Source organism: Bradyrhizobium sp. 153 (assembly GCF_023073835.1).
GTDB lineage: Bacteria > Pseudomonadota > Alphaproteobacteria > Rhizobiales > Xanthobacteraceae > Bradyrhizobium.
Genome location: NZ_JADPKH010000037.1, coordinates 128,356 through 146,088, shown reverse-complemented (window position 1 = coordinate 146,088; position 17,733 = coordinate 128,356). Strand labels below are relative to the sequence as shown.

At 63.1% G+C, this 17,733-nt stretch carries 14 protein-coding genes and 2 pseudogenes; 6 read left to right on the top strand and 10 right to left on the bottom strand.

Annotated elements, in window-relative coordinates:
• Window positions 1–6: 6 nt before the first annotated feature.
• The 5 genes from IVA91_RS10465 to IVA91_RS10445 form a co-directional block, all read right to left on the bottom strand.
• The gene (locus IVA91_RS10465; protein ID WP_247281930.1) at window positions 7–873 is read right to left on the bottom strand and encodes a 3-keto-5-aminohexanoate cleavage protein; all 867 of its coding nucleotides are present in this window, start codon (window positions 871–873) and stop codon (window positions 7–9) included.
• Window positions 874–1,085: 212 nt separating this feature from the next.
• Window positions 1,086–1,886, bottom strand: coding sequence for an AraC family transcriptional regulator (locus IVA91_RS10460; protein WP_247281931.1), 801 nt, complete (start codon window positions 1,884–1,886; stop codon window positions 1,086–1,088).
• Between the two features lie 215 nt (window positions 1,887–2,101).
• Window positions 2,102–2,758 carry a glutathione S-transferase family protein gene (locus IVA91_RS10455; RefSeq protein WP_247281932.1) on the bottom strand — a complete coding sequence of 219 codons (657 nt, stop codon included), beginning with the start codon at window positions 2,756–2,758 and terminating at the stop codon, window positions 2,102–2,104.
• Window positions 2,755–3,918 (bottom strand): acyl-CoA dehydrogenase family protein, encoded by a 1,164-nt coding sequence (locus IVA91_RS10450; protein WP_247281933.1) that lies wholly within the window; start codon window positions 3,916–3,918, stop codon window positions 2,755–2,757. Before IVA91_RS10450 ends, IVA91_RS10455 begins: the two co-directional genes overlap by 4 nt.
• A 129-nt stretch (window positions 3,919–4,047) precedes the next feature.
• Entirely contained in the window at window positions 4,048–5,184 is a 1,137-nt protein-coding gene (locus IVA91_RS10445; RefSeq protein ID WP_247281934.1) for an acyl-CoA dehydrogenase family protein, read from the bottom strand.
• Between the two features lie 261 nt (window positions 5,185–5,445).
• Here IVA91_RS10445 and IVA91_RS10440 point away from each other — a divergent pair, with 261 nt between their 5' ends.
• Both IVA91_RS10440 and IVA91_RS10435 read left to right on the top strand, forming a co-directional pair.
• The gene (locus tag IVA91_RS10440; protein WP_247281935.1) at window positions 5,446–6,996 is read left to right on the top strand and encodes a long-chain fatty acid--CoA ligase; all 1,551 of its coding nucleotides are present in this window, start codon (window positions 5,446–5,448) and stop codon (window positions 6,994–6,996) included.
• Between the two features lie 77 nt (window positions 6,997–7,073).
• Window positions 7,074–8,297 carry an ABC transporter substrate-binding protein gene (locus tag IVA91_RS10435; RefSeq protein WP_247450631.1) on the top strand — a complete coding sequence of 408 codons (1,224 nt, stop codon included), beginning with the start codon at window positions 7,074–7,076 and terminating at the stop codon, window positions 8,295–8,297.
• An 80-nt stretch (window positions 8,298–8,377) separates the two neighbouring features.
• On the opposite strand, the pseudogene IVA91_RS10430 reads toward IVA91_RS10435, so the two are convergent.
• Window positions 8,378–8,485 (bottom strand): annotated as a pseudogene (locus IVA91_RS10430) (transcriptional regulator); the annotation flags it as partial.
• Between the two features lie 15 nt (window positions 8,486–8,500).
• Here IVA91_RS10430 and IVA91_RS10425 point away from each other — a divergent pair.
• The 3 genes and pseudogenes from IVA91_RS10425 to IVA91_RS10415 all read left to right on the top strand — a co-directional run.
• Window positions 8,501–8,734, top strand: a pseudogene (locus IVA91_RS10425) (sortase); the annotation flags it as partial.
• Between the two features lie 171 nt (window positions 8,735–8,905).
• Complete coding sequence (locus IVA91_RS10420) at window positions 8,906–11,125, top strand: acetate--CoA ligase family protein (protein ID WP_247281937.1); 2,220 nt, start codon at window positions 8,906–8,908, stop codon at window positions 11,123–11,125.
• A 164-nt stretch (window positions 11,126–11,289) separates the two neighbouring features.
• A complete protein-coding gene (locus IVA91_RS10415) occupies window positions 11,290–12,111 on the top strand; it encodes an MlaD family protein (protein ID WP_247281938.1) in 822 nt (273 codons plus the stop codon).
• A gap of 278 nt (window positions 12,112–12,389) precedes the next feature.
• On the opposite strand, the gene IVA91_RS10410 is transcribed toward IVA91_RS10415, so the two are convergent.
• Complete coding sequence (locus IVA91_RS10410) at window positions 12,390–13,892, bottom strand: NAD(P)/FAD-dependent oxidoreductase (RefSeq protein WP_247281939.1); 1,503 nt, start codon at window positions 13,890–13,892, stop codon at window positions 12,390–12,392.
• Window positions 13,893–14,017: 125 nt separating this feature from the next.
• On the bottom strand, window positions 14,018–14,776 hold the full coding sequence (locus IVA91_RS10405; RefSeq protein WP_247281940.1) for a trypsin-like serine protease: 759 nt from the start codon (window positions 14,774–14,776) through the stop codon (window positions 14,018–14,020).
• Window positions 14,777–14,898: 122 nt separating this feature from the next.
• Between IVA91_RS10405 and IVA91_RS10400 the strand changes: the two genes are divergently transcribed.
• Window positions 14,899–15,534, top strand: a complete 636-nt coding sequence (locus IVA91_RS10400) for an HAD-IA family hydrolase (RefSeq protein WP_247281941.1) — start codon at window positions 14,899–14,901, stop codon at window positions 15,532–15,534.
• A 6-nt stretch (window positions 15,535–15,540) separates the two neighbouring features.
• Here IVA91_RS10400 and mtnA read toward each other — a convergent pair whose 3' ends face one another.
• Both mtnA and IVA91_RS10390 read right to left on the bottom strand, forming a co-directional pair.
• The gene (mtnA, locus tag IVA91_RS10395; protein ID WP_247281942.1) at window positions 15,541–16,647 is read right to left on the bottom strand and encodes an S-methyl-5-thioribose-1-phosphate isomerase; all 1,107 of its coding nucleotides are present in this window, start codon (window positions 16,645–16,647) and stop codon (window positions 15,541–15,543) included.
• Between the two features lie 18 nt (window positions 16,648–16,665).
• Window positions 16,666–17,541: an S-methyl-5'-thioadenosine phosphorylase gene (locus tag IVA91_RS10390; protein WP_247281943.1), complete on the bottom strand. Its 876-nt coding sequence runs from the start codon at window positions 17,539–17,541 to the stop codon at window positions 16,666–16,668.
• Between the last annotated feature and the right edge of the window lie 192 nt (window positions 17,542–17,733).

Genomic DNA, 17,733 nt, shown 5'->3' with positions numbered 1-17,733 from the left:
CGACGTTCAGCGCTTCGTCCCAAAGATCTTCCGCGCCTCGGCGGGGCTTGCGATCTCGCGGCCGGCACGCCGGGCACAGGCAGCGACGGCTTCGATCAGCTGACCGTTCGACGTCACCTTCTTGCCGTCGGCGAGATAGAAGGTGTCTTCGAGACCGGTGCGTAGATGGCCGCCGAGCTCGGCGCAACGCTGGTGCAGCGGCCAGATCTCCTCGCGGCCGATGGCCGTGACCTGCCAATGCGCTTCGGGCCGCTTCAGCTTGAGCAGGATCGGCAACAGCTCGGGATCAGACGGCATGCCTGAGGCGACGCCCATCACGAAGTTATATTCGAGCGGCCCCTTGTACATGCCGACCTGGTGGTACATGCCGACGCAGCGGACGATGCCGACGTCGAAGCATTCGAACTCGGGAATGGTGCCGACCGCGTTCATGACATCGAGATAGTCCTTCACCTTTTCGACCGCGTTGTCGAACATCATCGGCGGCCAGGCCCAGCTGTTGTCAGCCTTGACCTTCAGATAGTTCAGCGAGCCGGCGTTGCAGGCCGCGATCTCCGGCTTCGTCTCACGAATGCAATCGAGCGCGCCTGAGTAGTTCGGCCCTGACACGCCCGAGGTGTGGTTGATGATCACGCCGGGGCAGGCCTCGCGAATCGCTTGCTGGATCTCCTTGCTGACGCTCACCTCCCAGGACGGCAAGTGGCCCTTGTTCGGCGCCTGCTGGCGCAGATGAATGTGCATGATGGACGCGCCGGCGTCGAACGCAGCCTTGGCCTCGCGCGCCATCTCTTCGGGCGTCACAGGCACGTTGTGCTGCTTCGAATCGGTCAGCACGCCGTTCAGCGCGCAGGTGATGACGGCCTTGTCGCTCATGCCTTGACGCTCATGACTTGGTGTCTCGCACGTTGAGAATTCAACGCTTCCGATCATGTGACGCGCGGCATGCGGCTTCTTGCGCGGAGAAGCTGGAAAACGACGAGCTTCGTAGGGTGGGCAAAGCGAAGCGTGCCCACCTCTTCTATCGCGATCCGGGACAGGTGGTGGGCATGGCGCATTGCACCTTTGCCCACCCTACGAGAGGGACGCTAACTCGCCTCGGCCATCCGCACCGTCTCGGTGCTGCGATAGATCGCGAGATCGCGTGAGCCGACGAAGATCGCGCGCGGCTTCAGGCCGTAGAAGCGGCGTATCGAGTGGCTGAAGTGGGTGGAATCGGGATAGCCGATGTCCTGCGCGAGATGGGCGAGGTTGAGGTCCTGGTTGGCGTAGTGCAAGAGATGCCGCGCACGCTTCCAGGCGCGGAAGGACCGGAACGAGATGCCGGTCTCTTCCTTGAACAGGTGCAGGAAGCGCGAGGCGGACAATCCCGCTTCGGCTGCGCAAGTATCGGCCGTGACCGGCTCGCCGGAGAAGCGCTCGATGCGCGCGACCGCGCGGATCACGCGCGGATCGAGCACGCGGCGCGGCAGTGCCTCGCCAAAACACATCTCGTCGAACTCGGCGGTGGTGATGTCGCCGTAGCGGCGCTGGCGAAGTAGCGCGTAGGCGGCGAGGATCTTGCGGGCATAGGCAGTCTTGTCCGGTCCCCGCAGCCGCCCGGCCAAAGCCTCGATCACACCATCCGGCATGCTCTCAGGCTCCAACGTCACGCTGATCACGCTGCGATAATCGCTGGCGATGGTGTGCCGCTGGTTGGGCAGGGTCACGATCAATTCGTCGGAGGTATGGACGTCGTCGATCGTCAGATGCAGGCTGCCCTTCACCGCGACATAGATATGGCAGCAGCCCGGGGTCCGCTTGCGGGGGCGGCCGAGCAGGCCGGCATAGAATACCCGTTCCGGCGTGATCAGCATCAAATGGTCGGATTCGCGACCTGTATCTTCCATTGGGGTCCTCCTCGCGCGGCTCTCTGGCCGCTGCGGACGGAGGTCACCTTAGCGGAAATTTGGGCGCTGTCACGATAGGATAGCGCTGTCAAAAGACACGGCCAGTCATTCCGCGGCCGTCCGCAGGACCGAACCCGGAACCCCGAGATTCTCAGGTGCGCAACGATGCGCCGTAGCTCGATGCTGCGCACCGCCACGGAATGACGGGCTGAAGCTTACGCCCGCACCCGCGGTGCGACGTTCTGCTCGACGCCTGCCCTCTGTTCCGCAGCAACCGCGCGCTTAAAGCCGTCGCGTTGCTGCAGGCGCGCCCAATAGGCTGCGACATTTGGCCCGAAATCCCTGGCCAGCCCAATATTGTCGGCAAGGCGGAGGGCATAACCAATGACAATGTCAGCGGCTGTGAAGCGGCCGGCGCACAAGGTTTCGGCATTTGCGGTGGCTGCCTCAACGGCGCGCAAGCGTCCCAGGAACCATTTCGCATAGTCTCCGGCGACCTGCGGATTGCGGCGCTCCTCCGGCTCGAGCTGGGTGTACCGGAGCACCAGCGTTTGCGGGAAGGTCAGCGTGGCATCGCTGAAATACATCCAGTTCAGGAACGCGCCGTAGGCGGGATCTTCGGGGCCGACCATCAGCGGCGTCGGACCATATTTCATGCCGAGATAGTGGCAGATGCCGGAGGATTCGGTCATCCGCGTCTCGCCGTCGATCAGGAAGGGGATCGTGCCGAGCGGATTGATGCCGAGATAATCCTTCGCGAACACCCGCGGCGGGAACGGCAGCATCTTCAATTCATAGGGCAGCCTCATCTCCTCCAGCATCCAGAGCGGGCGGAACGAGCGCGCGGCCTCGCAGTGGTAGAGCGTGATCATGACGCATTTCCTTTACTGCCGGGCAACGTGCCCATCATCTTGCAGAGGACCATCAGCATGACCTCGTCGGCACCGCCGCCGATCGAGGTCAGACGGCTGTCGCGATAGGCGCGGCTGACCGGCGTCTCGTTGGTAAAGCCCATTCCGCCCCAATATTGCAAGCAGGCGTCGGTGAGCTCACGGCCGAGTCGCCCGGCCTTCAGCTTGGCCATCGTGGCGAGCCTGGTGACGTCCTCGCCGGCGACCAGCTGCTCGGCGGCCCGATAGATCAGCGCGCGCAGCAGCTCGACCTCGGTCTGCATCTCCGCGAGCTTGAAGTGCACGACCTGATTGTCGAGGATCGACTTTCCGAACGCCTTGCGGTTGCGGGTGTATTCGATGGTCTGATCGATGATGTATTCATGCGCCTTCAGGCAGGCCGCCGCGCCCCAGAGCCGCTCCTCCTGGAACTGGATCATCTGGTAGGTGAAGCCTTTACCCTCCTCACCGATCCGGTTGCGCTTGGGCACGCGGACATCGTCGAAGAAAATCTGCGCGGTGTCTGACGAGCGCATGCCCATTTTGTCGAGTTTTCGCGCGATTGTGACGCCCTTGCTCTTCATGGGGACGCAGATCAGCGACTTGTTGCGATGGACGGGCCCCTCGCCCGTATTGGCCAGCAGGCAGATCCAATCGGCTTGCGTGCCGTTGGTAATCCACATCTTGCCGCCATTGATGACGTAATCATCGCCATCCGAGCGTGCATTGGTCTTGATCGAGGCGACGTCCGATCCTGCGCCGGGCTCGGAGACGCCGATGCAGGCGACATAGTCTCCCGAGATCGACGGCGCCAGAAACTCGTGCCGCACCTCGTCCGAGCCGAACCGCGCCAGCGCCGGCGTCGCCATGTCGGTCTGCACGCCGATGGCCATCGGGACACCGCCGCAAGTGATGGCCCCGAGCTCCTCTGCCATCATCAGCGCGTAGGAGTAGTCGAGACCTGAGCCGCCGAACTCCACGGGCTTGTTCAATCCGAGAAAGCCGAGGCTGCCCATTTTCTTGAACAGCTCATGCGCCGGAAAGATGTCGGCCTTCTCCCATTCATCGACATGAGGGTTGATCTCATTGGCGATGAATTTCTGCAAGGACCGGCGGATGTCGTCATGGTCGGTGAATAGCATGTCTTTCCCTTCGTCATTCCGGGACATCGCGGAGCGATGAGCCCGGAATCCATTCCCCTCCGGTAGTCGCTGCCCGATGGAATCCCGGCTCGCTCCGTTGCGCTCTGCGCCCCGGAATGACAGCCTCAATCACAAACCCATCTGCCTCGATGCCAGATCCTTCATGATCTCCTCGGTGCCGCCGCCAATGGCATTGACCTTGACCTCGCGGTAGATGCGCTCGGCTTTGATGCCGCGCATGAAGCCGGCGCCGCCGAAAATCTGCACCGCTTCCGAAGCGCAGAAGGCCATGGTTTGCGTCGCCTGATTCTTCATCATGCAGATTTCGGCGACCGGGCTTTCGCCCTGCTCGAGTCGCCAGGCCAGCATCTCCAGCATCGCCTGGGAGGCGGCGACCTTCTGCGCCATGTCGACGATCTTGTGGCGAATCACCTGATGCTGGGCGAGCGGCTTGCCGAAGGTCTTGCGCTCCTTGGCATAGGCAATCGCCTCATCCAGGCAGACCCGGGCGAAGGCGGTGCAGCTCGCGGCCATGCCCATGCGCTCGCTGTTGAAGTTCTGCATGATGATCTTGAAGCCCTGACCTTCCTCGCCGATCAGATTTTCGGCGGGCACGCGGCATTCGTCGAAATGCAACGTCGCGGTGTCGGAAGCCCACCAGCCCATCTTCTTCAGCTTCGTGCGCGACAGGCCGGGCCTGTTGCCCTCGATCAGTAGCAGGCTGACGCCGCCGGCGCCCTCGCTACCGGTACGCACCGCAACGGTCAGATAATCCGCACGCATCCCTGAGGTGATGAAGGTCTTCTCCCCGCTCACAACGTAGTGATCGCCGTCGCGCAGCGCCCGGGTGCGCAGGTTCGCGACATCGGAGCCGCCGCCCGGCTCGGTGATGGCGAGCGCTGAAATCTTCTCGCCAGCGAGGATTTGCGGCAGCACACGCGCCCTGATCTCGGGGCGCGCCGCGCGGGCGATCGGCGGCGAGCCGATGGTGTGGCTCATCAGGCTGGCACTGACACCGCCGGCACCAGCCTGCGCGAGCTCCTGGCTCGCCACGATCTTCATGAACTGGTCGGCGGCGATCCCGCCATATTCCTCCGGGAATCCGAGCCCCAACAGCCCGATCTCGGCCGCCTTGCGATAGAGCGCGCGCGGGAATTCGCCGGCTTCGTCCCATTCATGGGCGAAGGGCGCGATCTCCTTCTCGACGAAGCGGCGCATGACATCGCGAAAGGCGTCATGCTCCGCAGTGTAGAACGGGCTCTTCATGGCACTCTCGCCTCGTACGGATTCGCCTCGGCCAGCATGGCCGGAACTTTGTTGGTTTCACTTGCGCCAAGTGGCTGGCCGGAGAGGGCCGGTCCTCTTCAAGCGCCAGCAACTTGACGCAAGACGATTTTCGCTCCTCGCAGGCCAACTCCGGATCAAAAATATGGTGCACACAACTCCGGCTGGCCCAGCAAGGCCACGCCGGGCCTGGTGCATGGCAATAAATAACATGGCGGCGCAAGAGCGCCGAGGGAGGGATATGTGGCCGTTCGTTACTACGACTGGATCGCTCATCATGGCCGGCGCACGCCCGGCAAGGTGGCAGTCATCGACCTCGCCAGTGAGCGCCGCTTCACCTATTCGCAGCTCGATGCCCGTGTCTCGCGCCTCGCCTCATTCCTGCGCCACACGCTCAACGTCTCGCGCGGTGACCGCGTCGCGGTGCTGGCGCTGAACACCACCGATACGCTGGAGGTGCAGTTCGCCTGCGGACGGCTCGGCGCCATCTTCGTGCCGCTGAATACCCGCCTCACCGTTCCCGAACTCCAGTTCATCACGGGCGACTGCGCGCCGAAGGTGATGATCCACGACGCCGACCTGGCCGAGACGGCGCTGAGCGTGGCGAAGCTCTGCGGTGTCGCAACCAGCCTGCTGCTCGGCCCCGGCGGGTCCTATGAGGCTGGCATCGACGCCGCCAAACCGCTCGACCGCGCCGAAGAAGTCACGCTCGATGACGTCTCGACCATCATGTACACGTCGGGCACGACCGGACATCCGAAGGGCGCGACCATCACCCATGGCATGACCTTCTGGAATTGCGTCAATCTCGGCGGCCCGGCCTGCATCGGACTGTCCTCGGTGCTGCTCACCGTGCTGCCGCTGTTCCACACCGGTGGTCTCAATTGCTACACCAATCCGGTGCTGCATGCCGGCGGCACGGTGATGATCATGCGCGCCTTCGATCCCGGCACTGCGCTCGGCCTCATCAACGATCCCGCGCAGGGCATCAACGTCTTCTTCGGCGTGCCCGCGATCTACCAGTTCATGGCGCAACACCCCGCCTTCGCGACCACCGATCTCAGCCGGCTGATCGTCGGCGGTGTCGGCGGCGCGCCGATGCCGGTGGCGCTGCTGAAAGTGTGGGAAGCGCGCGGCGTCGCGCTTCAGCAGGGCTATGGCATGACCGAGACATCGCCGGCCGTGCTGGTGCTCGATCGCGAGGATGCTGCGCGCAAGGCCGGCTCCGCTGGCAAGCCGGTGCTGCACACCGAGGTCCGCATCGTGCGACCCGACGGCAGCGATGCCGATGTCGGCGAGGTCGGCGAACTCTGGGTCAAGGGGCCCAACATCACGCCCGGTTACTGGAACAGGCCGGAAGCAAACAAGACGTCGTTTACGGACGGCTGGCTGCATACGGGCGATGCCACACGCGTCGACGAAGAAGGTTTCTACTACATCGTCGACCGCTGGAAGGACATGTACATTTCCGGCGGCGAGAACGTCTATCCGGCCGAGGTCGAGAACGTCCTGCATCAGCTCAACGCCATCGCGGAAGCCGCAGTGATCGGGATTCCCGATCCGCAATGGGGCGAAGTGGGCCTTGCCATCGTTGCGGTCAAGCCGGGCCAGAAGCTGACCGAGGCCGAAGTTTTCGCACATTGCGGGGCCAACCTCGCGCGCTTCAAATGCCCGCGCCAGATCCGCTTCGTCGAGGCGCTGCCGCGCAACGCCACCGGCAAGATCCACAAGCCGACCTTGCGCAAGGAGTTCTCGGTGGCTTCCGAAGTCGACGAGAAAGTCGCCACCGCCTGACCAAAGCGCCCCCTCGTGGGCGCTTTTTCTTTTCGAAGTGCCTGCTCCAACCCACAAGAAAGCCCCAAGGAATTGCCATGAAAAACAAGAAACTCGCCCTGCTCGCCGCGGCAGCGGCACTGTCATTGCTCTCGGTACAAGGTGCCTACGCGCAAAAGAAATACGACACCGGTGCCAGCGACACCGAGATCAAGATCGGCAATGTCGAAGCCTATTCCGGTCCGGCTTCCGCCTACGGCATCATCGGCAAAACCGAGGAAGCCTATTTCAAGATGATCAACGACCAGGGTGGCATCAACGGCCGCAAGATCAACTGGATCTCCTATGATGACGGCTACTCGCCGCCCAAGACCGTCGAACAGGTTCGCAAGCTGATCGAGAGCGATGAGGTGTTCCTGGTCTTCAACGCGCTGGGCACCCCGACCCAGACGGCCGTGCAGAAATATCACAACGTCAAGAAGGTGCCGCAGCTCTTCCTTGCAACAGGCGCCAGCAAATGGAACGACCCGAAGGGTTTTCCCTGGACCATGGGCTTTCAGCCGAGCTACCGGGTCGAGGCACGGATCTTCGCTAAGTACATCTTGCAGGCGAAGCCCGATGCCAAGGTCGCGATCTTCTATGCCAATGACGATTTCGGCAAAGACTACGTCGCCGGCATCAAGGAGATCTTCGGCGAAAAAGCCTCTTCGCTGATCGTGGCGGAGGAGAGCTACGAGACCACCGAGCCGTCGATCGATTCCCACATCGTCAAGCTGAAGGGCACCGGCGCCAATGTCCTCGTCAATATCTCGACGCCGAAATTCGCGGCGCAGGCGATCAAGAAGATCGCCGAGCTTGAATGGAAACCGATGCATGTGATGACCGACGTGTCGATCTCGATCGGCGCGGTGATGAAGCCCGCCGGCCTCGATGCTTCGGAAGGCGTGCTGTCTGCGACCTATTTGAAGGACGCGTCCGACCCGCAATGGAAGGACGACGAGGGCATAAAGAAGTTCATGGCCTTCATCGACAAGTACATGCCGGGCGCCAACGTCTCCGATACCAATCTCGTCTACGGCTACGCCGCCGCGCAGACCCTGGTCCAGACGCTGAAGCAGTGCGGGGACGAGCTGACCCGGGAGAACGTGATGAAGCAGGCTGCCAGCCTGAAGGGCTTTGCGCCGGACACGCTGATCCCCGGTATCAAGGTTAACACCGGCGCCAACGATTTCGCGCCGATCGAGCAGCTCAAGATGATCCGCTTCAAGGCTGGTCAGTGGGAACTGTTCGGGGATATCATCAGCGCGGAAACGGGCGGCTAATCCGCATCAGCTCGACATGCCCAAGCAAGATAGCGGCCGAAAGGGCCGCTATCTTTGGCGCGAATGCATTCAAAGCGTGGCTACCCCGGCAGGAAGAGCGCGAAGCGCTCCTCCACCGTGCGTCGCAGATGCTTTCGATACAAAGCTTGATTGGCGTCATCGGGCGCGATCCTTCCCAAAGACGGCTCGGGGGTTTTTGAGCGCGATTCTTGCGGAATGTTGCCGTTGACGACGTGATCGACATCACCCGCCGCGACGGCAGGCACTTTCGCTATCGCGCCGACTCATCTGCGGTGGTGCATTTCGATGCATCGGCCATCGATCCCGCGACAGAGCGGTTTGAACTGGTGTTGATCACATGTTGGCCGTTCGATGCCGTCATGGCCGGTCCGGAGCGCTACATCCTGCACGCCGTCTTGATTGATCCCGACTGCTAGCTTTTCAATCCGCTCGAAGATGCTGCTAAGGTGCCGGCCCGCGATGCGTGGAGCAACCGACGGATCGCCATTCCGTCATACGGCATACCTTTCTGATGGTTGCCACTGCGGCGAACTCGCCATAGAAAAGCGTGACGCGCCACCAAAAACAAGAACAGGTGAGGTCACGCCATGGAAGCTCAGGTGTCCGCTGCGTCGGTTTCTCTCCATCGATGGTCTCCCCCACCCGACGCCGGCGACGTGGTCAAGGGCATCCATGCCATGCTGCACCCGCGCAACATCGTGCTGGTGGGCGCGACCGACAAGCCCGGCAACTATGCCGAGCGCATCTGGAACAATCTGATCAAGTACGGCTACGAGGGCGGGCTCTATCCGGTCAACGCCAGGCGCGACACCATCTGGGATGTCCCTTGCTACAAGGACTTTGCCAGTCTTCCCGAGCAGCCCGATCACGTCCTGGTGCTGGTGCCGGCGCGCTCTGCGGTGCAGGTGATCCGCGATGCCGCCGCGGCCGGCGCGCGTTCGGCCACCATCGTCACCTCGGGCTTCAGCGAGTTGCAGGACGACGACAGTCAGAAGCTCGCCGCCGAATTGCAAGCAGCCGTGCGCGAGACGGGACTTGCGGTCACGGGACCGAACTGTCTCGGCAATTTGAGTGCCGGCGAAAAGCTCTTCACCAATATCGACGATCGTATCGTCACCATGGAGCAGGGGCCGGTGGCGATCGCCGGACAATCCGGCGCCATCGTCATGGCGATCCGCCAGGCGCTGGAGGACCGGGGTGTCGGCGTCGGCTACATGGTGACGACCGGCAATGAGGCCGGGCTCGAGACGCCGGACCTGATGCGCTATTTCGCCGAGGACCCGAGCATCAAGGTGATCGTCGTCTATCTCGAAGGCGTGCGCAATACCAAGGCGTTCCGCGACGCGTGCAAGGCGGCGCGCGCCGCGAGCAAGCCCGTGATCGCGCTCAAGCTCGGCGCGTCGGAGGGCGGCCGCGCTGCGGCGATGGCGCATACCGGTGCACTCGCCGGGTCGATCGAGACATTCGATGCCATTGCAACCCGCGAAGGCGTGATTCGGGTCGGTGGGCTCGACGAGCTGATCGAGACCACCGAGTGCTTCGTCCACGCCGTGGCACCCAGAGGCGACCGGCTCGCCGCGGTCACCTTGTCCGGCGGCAAGCGCGGCATGCTGATCGACGCTTTCTATGCCGTGGGCTTGAATTTCGCGCCGCTGAGCCCCCATGTCAGCTCGGAGCTGGCAAAGATGCTCGGCCCGGGCTCGATCGTCGGCAATCCACTCGATGCAGGGTTTGCCGCCGTGGTCGATCCCTCCGTCTACATGAGGTCGATCAAGCTGATGATCGACGATCCCGATATCGACGTCGTCATCATCGACGCTGAGCTGCCGAAGGCGCCGCACGAGCTGCGCGAGCGCAATCTTCGCATCGTCAATGAGATGGCGAGCAGGGCCGCAAAGCCCGTGATCTATATCAGCGCGATGTCGATCGGCTTCACCGAGTTCACCAAGGCGCTGCGCAAATCGCTGCCGCATCTGGCGGTGATGCAGGGCATGGACCGCGCGGTGACCGCGATCAAGTCGCTGCTCGATTACGCAAAGCTGCGCAAGGAAGTTCCGGACATCGTCTCACGCTCGAAGCCGGGCGCACGTGCCGTGCTCGAGAAGACGCTGAAGTCGGCGAGCGGCGCCGCGCTCGACGAGGTTGCCTCCAAGAAGCTCCTGAAAGCATACGGCATCCCGATCTCGAAGGAGGCAATTGCGCAGACGGCGGCGGAAGCTGTGAAGATCGCCAAGCAGATCGGTTTCCCGGTTGTCGCTAAAGTCGTTAGCGCCGAGATCCTGCACAAGTCCGACATCGGTGGCGTGGTGCTGAACCTCAACAGTGCCGCCGAGGTGAAGAAGGCGTTCGCCGACATCACGGCTCGGGTGAAGAAGCTGAAGGGCAAGCCCAAGCTCGACGGCATCCTGATCGCGCAGCAGGTCAGGGCCGAGCTCGAGCTCGTTGTCGGCGCCTCGCTCGATGCCGAGATGGGGCCGGTCGTGCTGTTCGGCACCGGCGGCATCGACATTGAGCTGATGAAGGACGTCGCACTCGCCGGCGCGCCGCTGGACGAGGCCGAGGCGCGGCTTCTGATCGGTCGCACCAAGGCCGGAGTCAAGATGCGCGGCTATCGTGGCAGGCCGACGCTGCACGAGACCTCCGCAGTGAAGGCGCTCGTCGGCCTGTCCAGCCTGATCGCAGACGCCGGCGACCGGATCGCCTCGATCGACATCAACCCGTTCCTGATCAACACCAAGACGGGCGTGGCCGTCGACGCCCTCATCGTCCTGAACAACGCTGCGGCAAAGCGCGCGGCCGGGCATTGAGATGAGGTAGAGCCGGGTTAGCGGAGCGTAATCCCCGAATTTGCGCTCCTGCATGGGAGAGACGTGGCGGGTTACGCTTCGCTAACCTGCCCTACGTAACATGCGGCCAAAGTCTATCCGGGCTGCTTCCAACTTCTCCGCTTTGGCCGTAAAATCCTCCCTGCATGGCACGCGCGAGCAATCTCGTGATCGGAACGGCGACGCTGGCGGCGATCGCCGTGGCGTTCGGCGTCCTGCTCGGCGTGCAGAAATGGCGCACCATCCAAAGCCGCAGCCAGTTGCGCGTGGTGTTCGAAGGCGGCTCCGCCAGCGGACTGCGTCGCGGCGGGCCGGTCAATTTCGACGGTGTGCCTGCGGGCCAGATCTTGTCGATCAAGCTGGACAGTCCCGGCAGGATCGTGGCGCTCGTGATGCTCGACAACACCGCACCGATCCGCAAGGACACCGTCGCAGGCATCGAGTTCCAGGGTCTCACGGGCGTCGCCGCGATCTCGCTGATCGGGGGTGCCCCCTCCGCGCCGCCGGTGCCGCTGGACTTGGACGGCGTTCCCATACTGACCGCCGATCTCAGCGATGCCGAGTCCATCGTCGATGCCCTGCACAGCGTCGACCGTACGATCGTGAGCAACGCCCCTGCGATCAAGGAGGGCCTGCGCACATTCGAGAACTACACCGCCGATCTCAGGAGCAAGGGCGGCGAAGTCGACTCCGTCATGGCGAAGGTCGACAGCGCCTTCGCGGACTTCGACAAGGCCGTCACGAAGATCGAGGGCGTGGTGCCCGGCTTCGTCGACGGCAAGGCCGACGAGCTGTTCGAGAAGATACAGGGATTGCACGAGCTCGCCGACACCATGAAGAAGAAATCGGCAAGCTACCTCGAGGACATCCGCCGTTCGCTGCTCGACGTCAGCGAGACCGCCAACAAGATGGCGGGAACGCCCATGGCGCCGCGGCCGCCGCGAAGGCCTGAGCAGCAGAAGCGGTGACCTCTTCGTTATCCTTGCTGAAGGAAGGTCACCGCGACTGCTGCGACCAAGACTAATCTTGGCCAGAATGCCCGGCGAGTTGCCGTGACACTCCGACGCGAGCAACTGGCTCGCTCGTTGGCCGCCAGGCCAAGGCCCTTCCACTTAGCCGCGGCACCGCCCGATGGAAGGCCGCTTACATTCACGGCCGATCGTGTGACGTGCGCCTGTGACGGCCGATGCTCGGCGCGCCCTATACGGCTTTACAATCGTGGCGTGCCGCTGCTCCCGCAATCCCCTCACCCATACACAAACGCCGCATCGTCCAGGTCCGTCTTCGGAATCTCGTCCTTCTCGGTCCAGTAGTCCTGACTGTGCTGCCATTCTGGCTTGTCGCCGCGCTTCGGCAACAGGTCCATATTGCGTATCATGTATCCGGGGTTGAAGTTTTCCGGATCGATCCAGGGCAGGATCGGCATGTTGTGGTCTTCGGGGCGCAATCTCACCTCGACCTTCTTTGCGCCTTTGCCCTTCATATGGCTGAGCAGCCGACAGACGAAATCGGCGACAAGGTCGACGCGCAGCGTCCAGCTCGCGCGGAAATAGCCGAACACCCAGACCATGTTCGGCACACCCGTGAACATCATGCCGCGATAGGTGACGGTGTCGCCGAAGGCGAGCGGCTTGCCGTCGATCTCGAAGGCGATGTCGCCCAGGGCGGCCAGGTTGAAGCCGGTCGCGGTGACGATGACGTCGGCTTCGAGCAGCTTGCCGGATTTGAGCTGGATGCCGTTCTCGGCGAAGCACTCGATCTCGTCGGTAACGACCGAGGCCTTGCCGCTGGCAATCCCCTTGAACAGATCGGCATCCGGCACGAAGGCGATGCGCTGCCGCCACGGCCGGTACTTTGGCGTGAAATGGGTCTCGACGTCGTAGTCGGGGCCGAGGACCGCGCTGATTTGACCGATCAGCTCCTTCTTCACCTGCTCCGGCTTGGAGACGCAAAGCTTGGTGAATGCATCCTGCTCGAACAGAATCTTGCGCCGGACGATCTCATGAATCCATTCCTCGTCGACTTGAAGCCTGCGCAGCTCCTCCGCGATTTCGATGGCGTTGCGACCGAGCCGGAAATAGGTCGGCGAGCGCTGCAGCATCGTGACATGCGCGCACTTGTCCGCGATGTTCGGAACAAGTGTTGCCGCGGTCGCGCCGGAGCCGATCACGATCACCTTCTTGCCCGTGAGATCGACGTCGTCGGGCCATGTCTGCGGATGGACGATGCGGCCCTTGAACCGGTCCATCCCCTTCCATTCTGGCGTGTAACCCTCCGAATGCCGGTAATAGCCCTGGCACATCCAGAGGAAGTTTGCGGTGAAGGTCTTCGGCTCGCCGGTGTCGGTCGCTACCGCCTCGATGGTCCAGAGACTTTGCTCACTCGACCAGCTCGCGGAATTGATCTTGTGCTTGTAGCGAATGTGCTTCGCGAGATCGTTCTCTTCGATCACCTCGTTCATGTAGGCGAGGATCTCTTCGGCGGTCGCGATCGGCGGTCCGACCCAGGGCTTGAAGCGATAGCCGAAGGTGTGGAGATCGCTGTCCGAACGGATACCGGGATAACGATGTGTGATCCATGTGCCGCCGAAGCTCGCCTGCGTCTCCAGAATGACGAAGCTCGTGCCCGGAAGCTGCTTGGTGAGATGATAGGCGCTGCCGATGCCGGAGATGCCGGCGCCGACGATCAGCACGTCGAAATGTTCGGAAGCTTGCTTGGTAGCGGTGTGACCGCGAACAGCGACATTCATTGTTGCTTGTTGCCTTGCTCGTTTTTCGTGGCCGGCCTTGACTGGACGGCGCGTTTCCTCCGCGACAGGCAGTGTCGCCCATCGCGCTTCCGTTTCAACATGACATAGATCCGGTCGCGGTCAAATCACAGTGCCGCACCCCAGCTCCGTGCGGTCTGCAAGATCCAATCCCGGTAGAGCGTGAGCGGAGTGACCCCGGTCAACCCGCCGCAACCTGCGGCGCCGTTCGGCCCGGTCGACCAACTGACGACGCCAACGAGCACGGCACCGTTCGGCTTGTCCTCGAACACCGGTCCGCCGGAATCGCCGGTACAAGCGCCGATTCCGTCACGAACACCGTTGGTTAGGGGATCAACTAGCCGGATCTGCAGCGTGCCGGGCTGGCCGGTGGCGACCAGCGCAGCCACACGCGTAATGCCACCGCTCTTGCCATCACCGCGAACTGTGACGCCGACGCCGGCGATGGTAAAGCGGCTGCCGACGCGGATTGGAATATCCGGTGCACCGACCGGCACCGTCGATTTTCCCTTCAGTGGAATTTCCAGTTGCAGCAGTGCCACGTCGGCGGTCGCCCGATGCGCCTGCATCGCCTGCATGTTGAAATTCGGATGGATCGCGACAGAACGGACGTTCAGCAATTGCGGCTGGCCGTCGCCGCCGCGATCGACAATCTTGTAGTCCGCGCCGGGCTGCACGCAGTGAGCGACCGTCAGCACCAGCTTCGGTGCAATCAGGCTGCCGGTGCAAAAATTGCCGCGCGAGCCAACGATGGTGACGATGGCGCGCGCGACACCCTCCGCTTGCGGCGTGCCGCCGCCGACGATGGCGCGAGCAGGCGTGGCGAGCAGCAGAATGGCGGTGATGAATGTCGCAATTGTCTTCATGGGAACACGTCTGGCAGGCCCTTCGGTCAAGGGGCGGAGTTTGCTTCAGGCTGGCCCTTGCCGATAGCGCGTGCTAGCCGTCTTGTCAGCCATCCTGGCACTGAATTGACGAGGACGGGACCTTGACGATCGAGGCTGTGATCTTTGATTTTGGCGGCGTGTTGACGAGCTCACCGTTCGAGGCGTTCGCCCGGTTCGAGACCGAGCGTGGCCTGCCCATCGACATCATACGGCGCACCAACGCCGCCAACCATCTGGAAAATGCCTGGGCCAAGTTTGAACGCGCCGAGGTGGATATCGACACGTTCGATCTTTTGTTCGCCGAGGAATCACGAGCGCTTGGCGCAGAAGTGCGCGGGCGCGACGTGCTGCCGCTGCTCCAGGGCGATCTGCGTCCCGAGATGGTCGAGGCGCTGAAGCGCATCAAGGCGCAATTCAAGACCGGCTGCATCACCAACAACCTGCCGGCCAACGCCATCGGCAGCCTGACGGGACGCACGCTCTACATTGCCGAGGTGATGGCACTGTTCGATCACGTCATCGAGTCCGCCAAAATCGGCCTGCGCAAACCCGATCCACGCATCTACCGGCTGATGGTCGAGACGCTGAAGGTTGATCCCAACAATTGCGTTTATCTCGACGATCTCGGCGTCAATCTCAAGCCGGCTCGCGAGATGGGCATGACCACGATCAAGGTCACCAGCGGGGCCCAGGCCATCGCCGAGCTCGAGGTCGCGACGGGGTTGAAGCTCTGCTAGTCCAACCTATTCTGCAGCGGAGGCGATCCGCTCCGGAAACGCGGCCGCGAGCGAGGCGCGGTCGGGCTTCAGCACGCCGCGCTCGGTGATGAGGCCGGTCACGAGCCGCGCCGGTGTCACATCGAATGCATAATTCGCGACCGGGGAGCCCTCCGGCACGATGCGCACCGTCTCCAGTCTCCCATCCGCGGTGCGGCCGGTCATGTCGGTGACCTCAGAGCCACTGCGCTGCTCGATCGGGATGTCACGGATGCCGTCATGGACGGCGAAATCGATCGTCGGCGACGGCAGCGCCACGTAGAACGGCACACCGTTGTCGTGCGCGGCGAGCGCCTTCAGATAGGTGCCGATCTTGTTGCAGACGTCGCCATTGGCAGCGACGCGGTCGGTGCCGACGATGGCGAGGTCGACCATGCTGTGCTGCATCAGATGGCCACCGGTATTGTCCGGGATCACCGTGTGCGGCACGCCGTGATGGCCGAGCTCCCAAGCCGTGAGCGAGGCGCCCTGATTGCGCGGGCGGGTCTCGTCGACCCAGACATGGATCTTGATGCCGCGCTCATGCGCAAGATAGATCGGCGCCGTCGCGGTGCCCCAGTCGACCGTCGCAAGCCAGCCGGCGTTGCAATGAGTGAGAACGTTGACCGTATCGCCCGGCTTCTTCGCCGCGATCGCCTCGATCAGCTTCAGGCCGTTGCCGGCAATGCCGCGGTTGATTTCGACATCCTGCTCGACGATCTCGTCGGCGCGCGCGTAGGCCGCCTCCGCCCGTTCAACCGGATCGATCGGTGCGAGCCTCGCGCGCATCTCGTCCAGCGCCCATTTCAGATTGATCGCGGTCGGCCGCGCCACGACGAGCGTGTCATAGGCACGCTTCAGGCCGGCGTCGGAGGCGTCCTCGCGCATCGCGAGCGCGATGCCGTAAGCGGCGGTGGCGCCGATCAGCGGCGCGCCGCGCACCAGCATGTCGCGGATGGCGACCGCCGCCTCCTCGCATGACGTCAGCTCCGCAACAACAAACTCGTGGGGCAACCTGCGCTGGTCGATCGCGCCGACCGACCAGCCGTCGCGCTGGCGCCAGATGCTGCGAAAATGCTTGCCGTCGACCTTCATGGCATTCTGCCTTTCGTCTCAACCGCGCAGGATGCGCCCCGCCACCGCATCGAGTTTCTTCAAAAGCTCGGGATCCCGGGCCTCGTGCGCCGTGATCAGGGCGGTGTCGAGCGCGCGATCCGAGCCGATCGGGCACGGCTCATGTTCGCGCGGAAAATCCCTTGCCAGCCGCGCGACCAGCGCCTTCGCCTTGTCGGCGTTCGAATTCAGCACACGGATGATGTCCTGCACGGTCACGGCATCGTGGTCGGGATGCCAGCAGTCGAAATCCGTCACCATCGCAACGGTGGCATAGCAAATTTCGGCTTCCCGCGCGAGCTTGGCCTCGGGCATGTTGGTCATGCCGATCACGGAATAGCCCAGCGTCTTGTAAGTCATGCTCTCCGCATAAGTGGAGAATTGCGGCCCCTCCATGCAGACATAGGTGCCGCTACGCGCGATTGCGATCCCCTCGGCTTCGGCCGCTGCGGCAAGATGGATTCGCAGCCGTGGCGAGACCGGATGGGCCATCGAGACATGGGCGACGCAGCCGCGGCCGAAGAACGAGCTCTCGCGCTTGTGGGTGCGGTCGACGAACTGATCGACCAGCACGAAGGTGCCGGGCGGAAGTTCCTCCCTGAAGGAGCCGCAGGCCGACAGCGAGATCAGGTCGGTGACACCTGCGCGCTTCAGGACGTCGATATTGGCGCGGTAGTTGATGTCGGAGGGCGACAGTCGGTGTCCCTTGTCGTGCCGCGGAAGGAACACGATCGGCAAGCCGGCGATGGAGCCGCGGCGCAGGGGCGCTGACGGCTCGCCCCAGGGGCTCTTGATCTCCTCTTCGTGCGCACCCTCTAGGCCCGGCAGATCATAGATGCCGGAACCGCCGATGATGCCCAATACCGCCTGCGTCATGCCTGCTCCATCCCATCCGCCACGTGCGACATGGTCAAGCTATGCCAGTTTTGCGCCAGATTTGGAACGGGGTGGTGGTGTGGTCAGGAAACGGGCGCTATCGCCACGCCATCGGTGTCGCCTTGGCGAAAGCAGGACCCATACTGCGACGTCTATCGGTTGCGAACGGTCTTTGTCCCGAACGACCGGTCT